At 68.4% G+C, this 13340-nt stretch carries 11 protein-coding genes and 1 riboswitch; of the genes, 6 read left to right on the top strand and 5 right to left on the bottom strand.

Annotated elements, in window-relative coordinates:
• Positions 1-23 precede the first annotated feature (23 nt).
• Together ACQ66R_RS22970 and ACQ66R_RS22965 are read left to right on the top strand one after the other, a co-directional pair.
• A complete protein-coding gene (locus ACQ66R_RS22970; RefSeq protein WP_430425905.1) occupies positions 24-1940 on the top strand; it encodes a CocE/NonD family hydrolase in 1917 nt (638 codons plus the stop codon).
• Positions 1941-2220: 280 nt separating this feature from the next.
• A complete protein-coding gene (locus ACQ66R_RS22965) occupies positions 2221-2730 on the top strand; it encodes a hypothetical protein (RefSeq protein ID WP_430425903.1) in 510 nt (169 codons plus the stop codon).
• Between the two features lie 426 nt (positions 2731-3156).
• Here the strand turns inward: ACQ66R_RS22965 and ACQ66R_RS22960 are convergent, their stop codons facing one another.
• The 4 genes from ACQ66R_RS22960 to ACQ66R_RS22945 form a co-directional block, all read right to left on the bottom strand.
• Positions 3157-4026: a carbon-nitrogen hydrolase family protein gene (locus tag ACQ66R_RS22960; RefSeq protein ID WP_430426393.1), complete on the bottom strand. Its 870-nt coding sequence runs from the start codon at positions 4024-4026 to the stop codon at positions 3157-3159.
• Positions 4027-4103: 77 nt separating this feature from the next.
• Positions 4104-6149, bottom strand: a complete 2046-nt coding sequence (locus tag ACQ66R_RS22955; protein WP_430425902.1) for an NAD(+) synthase — start codon at positions 6147-6149, stop codon at positions 4104-4106.
• Positions 6150-6294: 145 nt separating this feature from the next.
• Positions 6295-6723: an RNA polymerase-binding protein DksA gene (gene dksA / locus ACQ66R_RS22950; protein ID WP_430425900.1), complete on the bottom strand. Its 429-nt coding sequence runs from the start codon at positions 6721-6723 to the stop codon at positions 6295-6297.
• A gap of 93 nt (positions 6724-6816) precedes the next feature.
• Positions 6817-7251: a flagellar assembly protein FliX gene (locus ACQ66R_RS22945; RefSeq protein ID WP_430425898.1), complete on the bottom strand. Its 435-nt coding sequence runs from the start codon at positions 7249-7251 to the stop codon at positions 6817-6819.
• 190 nt (positions 7252-7441) lie between these two features.
• Between ACQ66R_RS22945 and ACQ66R_RS22940 the strand changes: the two genes are divergently transcribed.
• From ACQ66R_RS22940 to ACQ66R_RS22930, 3 genes are read left to right on the top strand one after another with little or no spacing between them, the layout of a single operon-like run.
• Complete coding sequence (locus ACQ66R_RS22940) at positions 7442-8554, top strand: flagellar basal body P-ring protein FlgI (RefSeq protein ID WP_430425896.1); 1113 nt, start codon at positions 7442-7444, stop codon at positions 8552-8554.
• Positions 8554-8904: a rod-binding protein gene (locus ACQ66R_RS22935; protein ID WP_430425894.1), complete on the top strand. Its 351-nt coding sequence runs from the start codon at positions 8554-8556 to the stop codon at positions 8902-8904. Before ACQ66R_RS22940 ends, ACQ66R_RS22935 begins: the two co-directional genes overlap by 1 nt.
• Positions 8904-9353, top strand: coding sequence for a flagellar basal body protein (locus tag ACQ66R_RS22930; protein ID WP_430425892.1), 450 nt, complete (start codon positions 8904-8906; stop codon positions 9351-9353). Before ACQ66R_RS22935 ends, ACQ66R_RS22930 begins: the two co-directional genes overlap by 1 nt.
• 15 nt (positions 9354-9368) lie before the next feature.
• Here ACQ66R_RS22930 and ACQ66R_RS22925 read toward each other — a convergent pair whose 3' ends face one another.
• On the bottom strand, positions 9369-9746 hold the full coding sequence (locus tag ACQ66R_RS22925) for a VOC family protein (protein ID WP_430425890.1): 378 nt from the start codon (positions 9744-9746) through the stop codon (positions 9369-9371).
• A gap of 229 nt (positions 9747-9975) precedes the next feature.
• Here ACQ66R_RS22925 and ACQ66R_RS22920 point away from each other — a divergent pair, with 229 nt between their 5' ends.
• Positions 9976-12993: a LamG-like jellyroll fold domain-containing protein gene (locus ACQ66R_RS22920; RefSeq protein ID WP_430425888.1), complete on the top strand. Its 3018-nt coding sequence runs from the start codon at positions 9976-9978 to the stop codon at positions 12991-12993.
• A gap of 122 nt (positions 12994-13115) precedes the next feature.
• Positions 13116-13272, top strand: a riboswitch (FMN riboswitch).
• Positions 13273-13340: the final 68 nt, after the last annotated feature.

Raw genomic sequence — 13340 nt, 5'->3', positions numbered from 1 at the left:
TCTACTGGGGGCCTGGAGGGACGATGGACGCGGAGACGCCAAAGGCGCCCGGCGAAGGCGCGCTGATCGAGGAGCTGATCCGCATCCCCCTGCCCAGCGGCCGCGTCCTGGCGGCGCGGCTGTGGCGGCCCAGGGGCGCAGACCCCGTCCCCGCGATCCTCGATCTTTCCCCCTACCGCCCCTACGACATCTTCCGGCCGGTCATCGACCCGCTGCTGCCCTGGTGGGCGCAGCAGGGCTACGCCGTGCTGGCGGTCGACACCGCGGGCTCGGGCAACTCGACCGGTCTGCTGCGGGACGAGTATCTCCCGACCGAGATCGACGACGCCGCGGCCGCCGTCGCCTGGGCCGCCGCCCAGCCCTGGTGCGACGGCGCGGTCGGCCTCTCCGGCCTCTCCTGGGCCGCCTTCACCGCCCTCCGCGCCGCCGCCCGCCGCCCGCCCGCACTCAAGGCCATGGTCCTGGGCGGCGTCTCCGAGGACGGCTGGACCACCGACATCCAGAACCTGGGCGGCCAGGCCTACACGGCCCGCGTCGACTGGGCCGGCGTCATGCTGATGTTCAACGCCCTGCCGCCCGACCCCCAGGTGTTCGGCGACGGCTGGCGGGCCGAGTGGCTGAAGCGGCTCGACGCCGACCGCCCCTGGATCATCCCCTGGCTCAGCCACCCCGAGCGCGACGGCTATTGGCAGGGCAAGGCCGCGCCCATGGGCGACCTGCCGCTGCTGCTCTACTCCGGCTGGGCCGACAAGTACGCCACCTCGGTCCTTCGCATCGCCGCGGCCTGGAAGGGCCCGGTCCGCACCATCATCGGCCCCTGGGAGCACGTCACCCCCGCCACCGCCACGCGCGGCCCCCGCATCGGCTTCCTGCAGGAGGCGCTGCGCTGGTGGGACAAATGGCTGAAGGGGCGCGAGACGGGCGTGATGGACGAGCCCCCGCTGCGCTACTGGGTCGGCGAGCCCGATCGCCAGGGCGGGCTGGAGCGCGGCGCGTGGCGGGGCGTCGCCTGGCCGCTCGAACGCGCCCCCACCGCCGTCTTCCGCTTCGTGCGCGATCCGGTCGTGCTGCGGGCCGCCCCGGCGACGCCCGCCGGGCTGGCGGGCGATCTCTACGAGGAGGCGTCCGGTCCCTGGCCTGCCACGAACCTGTTCGGCGACCTGCCGATCCAGGACGACATGGACATCGTGTCCGCGCCGGTCGTCGCCTGCCGCGTGACCTCGAACCGTGCCGGCGGCCTCATCGTGGCGCGCCTGCTGGACATCGCCCCCGACGGCCGGGCCGTACGCATGACCACGGGCGCCCGCAACCTCGCCTTCCCGGACGGATCCGGGCGGATCGATCCGCCTCGCGCCGGAGAGCCGATCGACCTCGTCCTGCCGCTGCAGGCGACGGCGTGGCGCTTGAAGGCCGGCCATCGCCTCGTGCTCGAACTCTCGGCGCACGGCTGGCCCACCCTCTGGCCCGGCCGCGCGGCCGCCGACCTCACGGTCGAGAACGTCGAGGTCCGCCTGCCGTGGCAGCCTCCGGGCGGGCCGACGCCGGCCTTCCCGCCCGCCATCACCCTGCCCGGCCCGGCCATGGCGCCCGCCAAATGGCTCGACCCCGCCAAGGAGGCCTTCCTGCCCACGGGCCTCACCGGCGCCGCCGCCCACGCCCCGCCCGCCTACGCCTACCACCTGCCCGCCACCGGCACGGACTACCGCCTGGCCTCACGCTTCGAGGTCGCGCTCGCCGACGCGGGCCGGCAAGCCGCCGCGGCCAAGGTCTACCGCGTGGCGATGGAGCGCCCCGGCTGGTCGATCCGCATCGACACCCGCCTCGTCGTCCGCTCCGACCCCAAGGCCTTCAACATCGCCTGGACCGTCCGCGCCACCGAGAACGGCGCCCCGGTCTTCGACCGCACCGACGAAGCCATCGTGCCGAGAAGCGCGGTCTAGCCTTCCGGGTTCACCGTCCTTCTCCCCCTGCGGGAGAAGGTGTCAGCGAAGCTGACGGATGAGAGGTCGCGCTGGCCTCTCGGCGTCGTGCGCGCCGCAGGCGCTGTGTTGTTCGACCACGAACCACACGAACCACACAAACAGAGCCCTGATCGTAGCGCCCGGGAGGCGGAGCGCGTTCGTGTGGTTCGTGTGGTTCGTGGTCAAAAAAATCGAACGGGTACGGCCGCACCGGGTCCGAAGCTTGACACCTCACCTCACTTATGTTCTTCTTTTGTTCATGTCGCACATCGCCGACACGCAGGCCGAACAGGCCCTCCTGATGGAGCTCGCCCAGCTCGGCATGGGCATGGCCCGCAAGGTGCATGACGCCGCGCTGGCCACCGACGACACCCGCGAACTCGTGGCCCTCGCCGGCGCCTACCACCACATGAGCCGAGGCGTCCGCCAGTCCCTGGCGCTCCGCGCCCGCTTCGCCGCCGGAACCGTCGCCGTCCAACGCGCCCAGCCGGCCGAACGCAGCCGACCCGACGCTGAGCGCCCGGAACGCCCCGAGCGCGACGACGCCTACGAACGCCTCGACTGGCACGTGCGCCTCGAAAAGCCCGAGGCCGAACGCCTCCACGCCGACGACGACGTCAACCGCGCGCGAATCCGCCGCAACCTGACCATCGTCTCCCGCACCCCGTCCCTGGCCGCCATCCCGGCCCTCCAGGCCCCCGCGGCCACCCTGGCCGCCCGCACCGCCCTCCTCGGCGGCGCGTCCCTGCGGGTCGTCAACACGTCCTAGGCCGCTCTATCCTAAGCCCCTCTCCCAGGCGCGGCAGCGCCGTGGGGGAGGCCGGGAGAAGGCGGCGCCGACATCGGCCCTGCCCCGCCGTTGAACCCGATCCCACCGCGCACACCCCACACCTCCGTCATCCCGCGACGTGTTCGCGGGACCCATCCCTCGGCCGCGTGGCCGTGGAAGCGGGCCGCCCCGAGCGGCCCGCCGAAAGGCGTTGCGCGAGCGGAACGATGGCAAGGGTTGGAGGTCGACAGTCGACCGAGCCGGACGTCAGACTCCAACCCCCAAAAAAGGTTGAACGTTTCCCCGGGCTTGTCCCGGGGATCCATCCGTCGGCGGCAACGCCGTGAGCGCAGGCCGCCGGGGCGGCCTGCCGGCCAAAGCCTCGCGGCGAAACCATGAATCCCCGGGACGAGGCTCATGGCCGCCTCAGAAGCGCCAAACATCCAAGCTGCGCGGGTCGACGACTTGAGCCCGACGGTGCAGTTCGCCCTGCCGCGCGCGGGCGCGCCAAGGTCGCGCAAACTGCAGAGCCATCTGCAGCGCTTCTGATCCGCGATCGAGGTCCGCGATGACGATAGCGCTAGCGCCGTCCGATGGCGCCGACGCGAGCCATCGTCCGTGCGGACCAATCAGGCCGCTTGGGACTGCGTCACTGCACTGTGCGGGGGCAGCGAACCCGAGCCAGAAGGCCCCGCAAGCGGCGTGTCCTTGCGCTTGGATGGCGAACATTGGATCCCGCGAGAAGCTCGAAAGCAGGACGGCGTCTACGGACAGCTCGGCGTACTCGACGAAGAGTTCGGGGAACTGGATTTCAATGCACAGCGCACAACCGAAGCGAAATCCGTCCACCTCGAAGATCAGCGGATGGGCGCCGGGCGCGTACCATTCCGAGACTTCGGAGTAAGAGAGGAGCCGCTTGTCATAGCGGCCGACCAACTCCCCGGCGTCGGAGATGACGTACAGGCTGTTGTGCGGGCGATTGGGCGGTGTGAGCGGGTGGTTCGATCCGATGACCGTCCAAAGCCGAAGCTCGCCCGCTAACGCGGCTGTGGCTTCGAGTTCAGCGCGCAGCAGCGACCAATCTACTTTCCAGCCGGCCAGCGCGTCCTTTCCCGAGCCAGAGGGATATCCGGACATCGCGCCTTCGGTAAACTGGATCAGCCTGGCGCCGGCGCGCGCGGCCTCGCGCATCTGAGCCCGGATGAGGGCGCCATTCGCCCGCGGATCAAACCCAACGTCCGTCTGCGCGATCGCGACACGGAGGCGCTCTGCCGGTGAGTTGGAGCGTTCAGACACGGCCAATCGATACCCATGCCATTGTCCGTTTCCCACCCTTCTCGGACCCTCTCAACGCCCCCGAGGCCCCGCGCCCCCTACGGCACGTTCGCCTCCAGCTCATCCAGCCACACCCGCGCGTTCCCATCGCTCGGCGCGCGCCAGTCCCCCCGCGGCGACAGCGCGCCACCCGAGATCACCTTTGGGCCGTTGGGCACGGCCGAGCGCTTGAACTGGCTGATCTCGAAGAAGCGGAACAGGAACAGCGACAGCCACTTCTTGATGGTCGCCAGATCGTAGGCGTTGCGCGCCTCGTCGGGGAAGTTCTGCGGCCACTGGCCGGTCTTCACGTCGCGCCACGCATGCCACGCCAGGAACGCCACCTTGGACGGGGCCAGCCCGAAGCGCGTGATGTGGAACAGGTTGAAGTCCTGCAGCTCATAGGGCCCGACCTTGGCCTGGGTCGACTGGATCGCCCCGTCGGCGCCGGCCGGCACCAGCTCGGGCGAGATCTCGGTGCCCAGGATTGAGAGCAGAGTCGCCTTGGCCTGCTCGTCCAGCGGCTGGGTCTTCACCACCCAGCGGATCAGGTGCTGGATCAGCGTCTTCGCCACCCCGCCGTTGACGTTGTAGTGGCTCATGTGGTCGCCGACGCCATAGGTGCACCAGCCCAGCGCAAGCTCCGACAGGTCGCCCGTGCCCAGCACGAAGGCCGCCCGCTGGTTGGCCAGCCGGAACAGGTAGTCGGTGCGCAGCCCCGCCTGCACGTTCTCGAACGCGATGTCGTAGACCGGCTCGCCGTTCGCGAACGGGTGCCCCATCTCCTCCAGCATCAGCCGCGCCGTCGGCTTGATGTCGATCTCCTGGCCGGTCACCCCCAGGCTGTTCATCAGCGCCCAGGCGTTGGACTTCGTGCCGTCGCTGGTGGCGAAGCCCGGCATCGTGAAGGCCAGGATGTTCTCGCGCGGCAGGCCCACGGCGTCGAACGCGCGCACGGCGACCAGCAGCGCGTGGGTCGAGTCCAGGCCGCCGGAGACGCCGATCACCAGGTGTTTCGACTTCGTCGACTGGATGCGCTTCACCAGCCCGTGGACCTGGATGTTGAAGGCCTCGTAGCAGTCCTTGTCGAGGCGCGCCGGGTCGTCGGGCACGAACGGGAAGCGGTCCAGCGGCCGCACCAGCCCCACGTCGTCGAAATGCGGCTGATGCTCGAAGCGGACGCGGCGGAACGCCTTCTCCGGATGGCCGGCCGCGGCCGCTGCGTCGTTGAACGTGGGCGTGCGCAGGCGCTCCAGGCGCAGGCGGCCCACGTCGATGTCGGCGATCGCCATCTCGGACTTCGCCGGGAAGCGGTCGGTCTGCGCCAGCCGTCGGCCCAGTTCGTGGATCGAGGCCTGGCCGTCCCAGGCCAGGTCGGTGGTGCTCTCGCCCGGCCCCGCGGCCGAATAGAGGTAGGCCGCCTGGCATCGCATCGACTGGCTGGCGCACAGCGTCTCGCGGTCGTCGGCCTTGCCCACCACGATGTTGGACGCCGACAGGTTGCAGAGGATCAGCGCGCCCGCCATCGCCCCCGCCGTCGAGGGCGGCTGCGGCGCCCAGAAGTCCTCGCAGATCTCCAGGTGGAACACGAAGTCGGCCAGGTCTTCAGCCTCGAACACCAGGTCCGTGCCGAACGGGACGTCCTGCCCCGCCAGGCGCATCGAAAGGCCGGTGACGCCCGCGCCCGGCGCGAACCAGCGCTTCTCGTAGTACTCCCGGTAGTTGGGCAGGAAGCTCTTCGGAACCACGCCCAGGATGCGGCCGCGCGAGATGGCGACGGCGCAGTTGTAGAGCCGCCCGTTGTGGACCAGCGGCGCGCCCACGATCAGCACCGGCTTCAGCCGTTCGCTGGCGGCGACCAGACCCGCGATCTCGGCCTCCACCCGCTTCTGCAGGGCGTCCTGCAGGAACAGGTCGTCGATGGCGTAGGCCGAGATCCCCAGCTCGGGGAACAGCACCAGGTCGCAGGCCTCGACATCGGCCTCCTGCGCCATGCGCAGGGTCTCGGCGGCGTTGAAGCCGGGGTCGCCCGGCAGCACCGACGGCGTGCACACCGCCGCGCGGACGAAGCCGTGCGTGTGGATCGAATGGAACGCCTGGGTCACCGATCGCTCCCGTCCCGGGTAATGCTCACTTTGAGCATATATAGGCTGACTGAGTGTGAACGGCAAAGCCGCCGCGACTCAGGCCCGCCGCAGGTTGGCGAAGCCCGGCGGGCCACGCTACGGGTTTCCGGTGGCCGGTGCGGCCTCAGTCGTCGCGGTGGACGCGCTCGCGGCGCTCGTGCCGCTCCTGGGCTTCAAGGCTCAGCGTCGCGATCGGCCGGGCCTCCAGGCGGCCCAGGCCGATCGGCTCGCCGGTCTCCTCGCAGTAGCCGTAGCTGCCGTCCTCGATGCGCCGCAGCGCCTCGTCGATCTTGGAGATCAGCTTGCGCTGACGATCCCGCGTGCGGAGCTCAAGAGCGCGGTCAGTCTCCGAGGACGCCCGGTCCGCCAGGTCCGGGTGGTTCTCGGTTTCCTTCTGGAGGTGCGACAGCGTCTCGCGAGATTCGCGGAGGATGTCCTCTTTCCACGCGTTGAGCTTCTGCTTGAAATACTCAAGCTGACGCTCGTTCATGAACTCCTCGTCCTCGGAAGGACGGTAGCTCGCATCATCAGCCAGTACAGCGGCTGTCTTCATGAAAACCTCACGCCCCTGGACACCCTGAGACACGCGCGGGCTGTATAGGCATATCGCCCGCCGGATTCAACGTCGCCGATGAGGCGGGCGAACTTAGGCGCCGCGGCCCGCCATTTCGAACTTGGCCAGTTCGACCGCGGCGCGGGTCTCGATCTCGTCGAGCACCGCCTCCAGCTTGGGATCGTCGGTGGCCGCGCGCTGCTCGCGAACGGCGCGGGCCAACCGGTCGAGCTGGGCTTGCGAGAGCTCGCCGCCGAGCAGCGCCACCTTGAGCTTGTCGAGCTCGTCGAGCATGCGGCCGGCCCGCCCCACCGAACGCCGCCGCCGCTCGGTGGGCGATTCGATGTCCTGCAGGGCCAGCAGGGCTTCCACGCCCATGACGCCCGACACGTTCGAGACGCTGGAGACCTGGGAAGGCGCCGCGGGCGTGCTGACGCTGCTGACCTGGAAACCGCCGCCGCTCGCCGCCCCGCGCGCCGGCTTGGCGCCCGACGTCTGCGACAGACCGCCTGTTCCGGTGACCTTCATGTTGGACGCGCTCGGCCTCACAAACTCACGACCGAGATTGACCGGCCAAACTTGCAGCATGGTTAACGGAGGGAGGAATCTGCCTAGTCGATCTTTGCCGCCCGCAGCGACGGGCAGCTGTTTTTCCACGACTTTTCGATTGGCACAGTTCTCGCGAGGTGGCGGCGAACTCTGTGCCCGAAGGTCGCCGATGCGTCTGCTCTCCGCCCTCTTCCTCGCCGCCAGCCTGGCCCTCTTCTCCCTTGGGGCCGGCCCTGCGTTCGCCAAGTCGCGGATCAAGGACATCGTCGAGTTCGAAGGCGTCCGCGAGAACCAGCTGATCGGCTACGGCATCGTGGTGGGCCTGAACGGCACGGGCGACGCGCTGCGCAACGCCCCCTTCACCAAGCAGAGCCTCGAGGCGATGCTGGAGCGGCTGGGCGTCAACGTCCGCGACGCCAACCTCAACACCAAGAACGTGGCCGCAGTGATGGTCACCGCCAAGCTGCCGGCCTTCGCCGCGCCGGGCTCGCAGATCGACGCGACGGTCTCGGCCATGGGCGACGCCAAGAGCCTGCTGGGCGGCACGCTGCTGGTCACCCCGCTGCTGGGCGCCGACGGCGAGGCCTATGCTGCGGCGCAAGGCACCGTGCAGACCGGTTCGATCAGCGCCGGCGGCGCCTCGGGCTCGACCGTGCTGAAGGGCGTGCCCACCGCGGGCCGCATCGCCGGCGGCGCGATCGTCGAGCGCGAAGTCCGCTTCCAGCTGGCCGCGATGGGCCAGATGCGCCTGACGCTTCGTAATCCCGACTTCACGACCGCCCGCCGCGTCGCCGAGGCGATCAACGAGGCCTTCCCCGGTTCAGCCCGCGCCGAAAGCCCGACGATCGTCGCCGTCCGCCCCGCCGGCGATCAGAACCTCGTGCAGTTCATGGCCCAGATCGAGAACCTGTCGGTCGAACCGGACTCGCCGGCCAAGGTGGTGATCGACGAGGTCGCCGGCGTGATCGTGATGGGGGATGCGGTGCGCGTCTCCACCGTGGCGATCCAGCAGGGCAACCTGACCATCACGGTCCGCGAGCAGCCCGCCGTCAGCCAACCCAACCCCTTCTCGCGCGGCGGCGAGACCGCGGTGATCCCGCAGTCCGACGTCTCGGTCGAAGAGGAGAAGGGCAAGCAGTTCCTGACGGTAAAGAGCGGGACCTCGCTGTCGAACCTGGTCGCCGGCCTCAACGCCCTGGGCGTCACCCCGCGCGACATGATCTCGATCCTCCAGACCATCAAGGCCGCGGGCGCGCTGCAGGCCGAGATCGAGGTGATGTGATGGCCGACCTGATCTCGCCGACGACCCTCTCGCCGACCCTGCTGCGGCCCATCCCGACCACCGACCTGTCGAAGACCCAGGCGCCCGTCACCGATCCGGACGCCGTGGAGCGTATCCGCACGCGCGCCAAGGAGACGGCCGAGAAGTTCGAGGGCCAGTTCCTGTCGTTCATGTTCCAGCAGATGTTCGAGGGCGTGAAGACCGACGGCCCATTCGGCGGCGGACATGGCGAGGAGATGTTCCGCTCTCTGATGACCGACGCCATGGGCAAGCAGATGGCCAAGAAGGGCGGCATCGGCCTGGCCGACACCATTCAGCGCGAAATGCTCAAGATGCAGGGGCTCACCTGATGGCCATCGCCGCGAACGGCGCCGACGACCGCGTCGAACAGCTCGTCATCCTGACCGAGCGCCTGACCGAACTGATCGCCGCACAGGCCCAGGCCTTCGAGGAGCGCCGGCCCCAGGACGCCGCCGGCCTGATGGAAGAGACCTCGCGCCTGGCCAACCTCTATCGCCACGAGAGCGCCAGGGTCCGGGCCGACACCCGCCTGGTCGAGGGCGCGCCGCTGGCGTCGCGCACCCGCCTGATCCGCGCCACCGAGGCCTTCGACGCCGTGCTCGCCCGCCAGGGCCGCGCCATCGAGGCCGCCCGGACGGTCACCGAAGGCCTGGTCAAGTGCATTGCCGACGAGGTCGCCAGCCAGCGCACCAAGGCTGTCTCCTACGGCGCCACCGGCACGCAGAACCCGTCGCCCGCGGCCGTGGCCACGGCGATCACGCTCAACCGGCGCGCCTAGCCGCCCACGGACGCGTCAGTGCATCGTCCCCGCGACGATCTCCAGCTTGTTGCCGTCCGGATCCAGGATCACACAGCCGTAGTAGCCTGGGGCGATATCGGGATGCGGCCCGGCGGCGCGGATCGCGGTGGCGCCGTGGGTCATCGCCGAGGCGTAGGCCGCATCGACCGCAGAGCGCGTCTCCGCCGTGAACGCCAGGTGCGCCCCCAGACCCGCCACCCGCTCGCCCTCGACCGGATACAGGTAGAACAACCCCGCCGCCCCACCGGGCCCATAGCCGATCTCGCCGGGCTTCTCGGAGGCGATGCTGGCGCCCAGCGGGGCGAAGAAGGCGTCGTAGAATCGGCGCGCGGCGCCCAGGTCACGGACGCCAAGAGACAGGTGATCGAACATGAGAAGCCTCTGCCAAACTGAGCCTTGATGTGCGAGGGCGATGGCGCGGCCGCAAGCGCCAATCCGACGCCGTCGAACAGACCGCTCGAAGCGTCGCCTTGCGGTCACACGCCCGATGTACAATCTTAGCTTGCATCCCACCGGACCTTTGCCTGAGCATTACCCCGGGTCGCATCTGCGACTTCTATAACTCATGAGTTGTGGCTCACCGCGTTCCCGGGGGAAGCTCTTGACCGTTCATACCGTCACCACAGTCGCCCAGTTCAACACCGCCATCGGCGCCGCCGTCGCCGGCGACCGCATCGAGATCGCGACGAACACCGCGCTCAGCAATCTCAACATCGGCAGCAAGAACTTCGGCGCCGGGATCACCATCACGTCGGCCTCGGGCTACGACGCGGTGATCGACGTGATCCTCATCGGCAACAGCAACGGCATGACGTTCGAGAATCTCAAGTTCGTGCGCACGTCAGGTGACAGCTCGGCCGACGCCGCCAAATTCACGAACTGCACGAACATCACCGTCACAGGCTGCGAGTTTGCCTCGACGGAAGACGCAGACAACACCAACAACAGGAGTGGCCTTGAGTTCGTCAGCTGCGACAACGTCAATGTGCTGGGCAACACGTTCCATGACGTCAAGACAGGGCTGGTGGTTCAGCTCAGCGAGAACGTGGTGGTGGACGGGAATACAGTCCATACGCTGAGCGGCGACGCCTTCGTCTTCGCGCAGGTCGACACTGTCGAAATTACGAACAACCTCGCCTACGGCTTCCACCCCTATGGCGGCAGCCACAACGACTTCATCCAGTTCGTTTCATCCGGCGCTATGGCCGGGTCCAGCAATGCGGTGATCAGCGGAAACGTCCTGCTTTCGCCAGACGCGGTCGTCCAGGGCGTGTTCGTCGATACCGACAACACCAGCACCTATGACAACTTCCTCATCACCCAGAACGTCATCTACACGCAGGCGCCGAATGGCATCGTGATGGACGGCGGGTACGATTCCGAGGTCTCCAACAACACGGTCATCGGCACACAGGGAGTCGGCTCGGCCGGGCGGATCGTCATCACAGACGGTACGATGGGTGGAACGGTCGTGAACGTCTCGCAGAACGTCACAGTCACCGACAACATCACCACCGCCGTCTCCAACACTTCGACGGGCACGCACACGATCTCGGGCAACGTGGTCGTTCAATACACGAACCCCTACGGGGCCAACTACGTGGGCAACCTGTTCGTCGACCCGCTGAACGGCGCCAGCCTCGACGATATGCGGCCGATCCCCGGCTGGTCCCGGCCCTCAGGCGTCGGAGCCTCTGACCCCTACACGGCCGCCGCTCCGCCCGTGGCCTTCATCTCCCACGCCGCAGGTAGTGGTACGCAGCCGCTGACGCCTTCGTTCTCCGCCGTCGATTGGGACGGCTCGGTTGCGCCGGGGACGACGTACTCGTGGAACTTCGGCGACGGCGTGACGGCCGAGGGCGCCAACGTCTCCCACCGCTTTGCCGCGGCAGGCGAGCACAACGTCGCGCTCACGATCACGACGCCCGGGGTCGGGACGGTCACCGTCGACAAGAAGATCGTCGTGACCCACCCTGAGTTGCTGAAGCTTCAGTTCGAGAACGACCCGGCAGCGAGCAACTCGTCCTCGACCGGCGTCCTGGATTCCTCGGTCTATGCGCGAACGGTGAACTGGAAGCCCGACTCGAGCGCCGACGTCTACGTGACCGGGTCCGGCGGAGGCTCCGCGGCCGACTTCGGCGGCACGAACACCTACATCGAGGTCCCAAACGCGCCGGAGTTCAACGCCCAACGCCAGTTCACCCTGGCGCTCGACGTCAACATCGACACCATCGCTACCGACCGCATCCTGAAGAAGCACGGCTTCATCGGTCTCGATGTCCAGTCGGATGGCAAGCTCAAGGCCTACGTCTGGCTTAACGACGGCACCGCGACGTACCAGGAACTGACCACGGCCAGCGCCGTGTCGGCCGACGCCTGGCACTCTGTGGTGGTGGTCTTCGACGGCAATGCCGATCCTGTAAACGGAAAGGGCGCGCTCTACATCTACGTTGACGGAACGCTCGCCGGCAGCAAGACCAATATCGCCACGCGGCTCGATACACAGAACCACACTGTGAAGATCGGCTCGGGGAACGGCGACGGCTTCCTCGACGGAGCCATCGACAACGTTCGAATGTACTCGGGCGCCTACAGCCCCTCCCAGCTGGCGACGCTACAGACCTACCTGGACAACACCGCGCCCACCGACATCGCGCTCGGCGGTGACGGAGTCTTTGAGCGGGCGACGTCGGGGACGATCGTCGGGGCGCTCTCCACGGCCGACGGCGGTGACACGGCGACCTACACTCTGGCTCCTGGTTCCAGCCCCTACTTCGCGATCAGCGGCTCCAATCTCGTGGTGGCGAGTGGGGCCAGCCTCGACTACGAGACCGCGTCGAGTCATCAGGTGACCGTCCGGGCGACCGACAGCGGCGGCAACGTCCGCCAGGAGACGATCACCGTCACCGTCAAGGACGCGATCGAATTCGACGCGGCAGGCGGCACGCTTTCGGGCACGTCGGGTAGCGATCTGATCTATGGCGGCGCCGGCAACGATCAGTTCAACGCCGACGCCGGGGCCGACACCTTCTCCGGCGGGGCCAACCTGGACACGGGCAGCTATCTCGCCTCGACATCCGCCATCGTCCTGGACCTCATCAACCCCGCGGCCGGCCAGGGCGATGCCGCGGGCGACGTCTATTCCGGGGTCGAGCGCATCTACAGCACCAACTACAACGACTCCCTGGCCGGCGACGCGAACGCCAACACGTTCCTGGCCCAGGACGGTGCGGATACGCTCGACGGGCGCGGCGGCAATGACGGACTGTTCGGCGGCGGCGGCAACGATGTCGTGTTCGGCGGCGACGGGTCCGACTACCTGCACGGCGGCGGCGGGTCGGACACGCTGTCCGGCGACAACGGCGCCGACACCTTCGAGGGACTTTCCGGCGACGACGTCTTCATCCTGGGCCTTGGCCATACAGGCGGCGACCGTATCGTCGACTTTACCGGCAACGGCTCTTCGGCGGGTGATGTCCCGCGGCTCGTGGGCTTCGGGGTCGGCGCATCTCTGAGCAACGTCGGCGACCAGTGGACCGTCACCTATACCGGCGGGTCAGAGACGTTCACGCTCGTGGGCGTCACCAGCCTCGATCCTTCCGACTACATATTCGTGTAAGCGCAGATCCGGCTCCCGGATGGCACGAACATCCGGGAGCTCGGCGCTCGACGCGTTCAAACACTTGTTTGATGTCGCAACTTCGGCCTATGCTGGTTTTCGCTGCCGGATCGTCCGGCGGCCTACGTTCTCAGGGCGGGGTGTAACTCCCCACCGGCGGTAATGCCCTCCCCTCGCAAGAGAGAGGGACGAGCCCGCGGGCGCTTCGCTTCGGCGAAGGACGAGCAGAGCCGGTGCGATCCCGGAGCCGACGGTCATAGTCCGGTTATGAGAACGGCCAAGCTGCGTCAGGCGGAGCTCCGCCTTGCGCATGCGTGGCCTGCCCCCTGAGTCGTGGTCCTCGAAAC

The organism is Phenylobacterium sp. (genome assembly GCF_965284355.1).
Taxonomy (GTDB): Bacteria; Pseudomonadota; Alphaproteobacteria; order Caulobacterales; family Caulobacteraceae; genus Phenylobacterium.
Note: the sequence above shows the minus strand (reverse complement) of the source record. Positions and strands in the feature narration are given on the sequence as shown.

Coding starts and splice junctions, on each gene's coding strand:
- dksA (WP_430425900.1), bottom strand. CDS start 6,723: ATGAAGACAGCCGCTGTACTGGCTGATGATGCGAGCTACCGTCCTTCC.
- ACQ66R_RS22925 (WP_430425890.1), bottom strand. CDS start 9,746: ATGTTCGATCACCTGTCTCTTGGCGTCCGTGACCTGGGCGCCGCGCGC.
- ACQ66R_RS22935 (WP_430425894.1), top strand. CDS start 8,554: ATGGCCGACCTGATCTCGCCGACGACCCTCTCGCCGACCCTGCTGCGG.
- ACQ66R_RS22970 (WP_430425905.1), top strand. CDS start 24: ATGGACGCGGAGACGCCAAAGGCGCCCGGCGAAGGCGCGCTGATCGAG.
- ACQ66R_RS22930 (WP_430425892.1), top strand. CDS start 8,904: ATGGCCATCGCCGCGAACGGCGCCGACGACCGCGTCGAACAGCTCGTC.
- ACQ66R_RS22945 (WP_430425898.1), bottom strand. CDS start 7,251: ATGAAGGTCACCGGAACAGGCGGTCTGTCGCAGACGTCGGGCGCCAAG.
- ACQ66R_RS22965 (WP_430425903.1), top strand. CDS start 2,221: ATGTCGCACATCGCCGACACGCAGGCCGAACAGGCCCTCCTGATGGAG.
- ACQ66R_RS22940 (WP_430425896.1), top strand. CDS start 7,442: ATGCGTCTGCTCTCCGCCCTCTTCCTCGCCGCCAGCCTGGCCCTCTTC.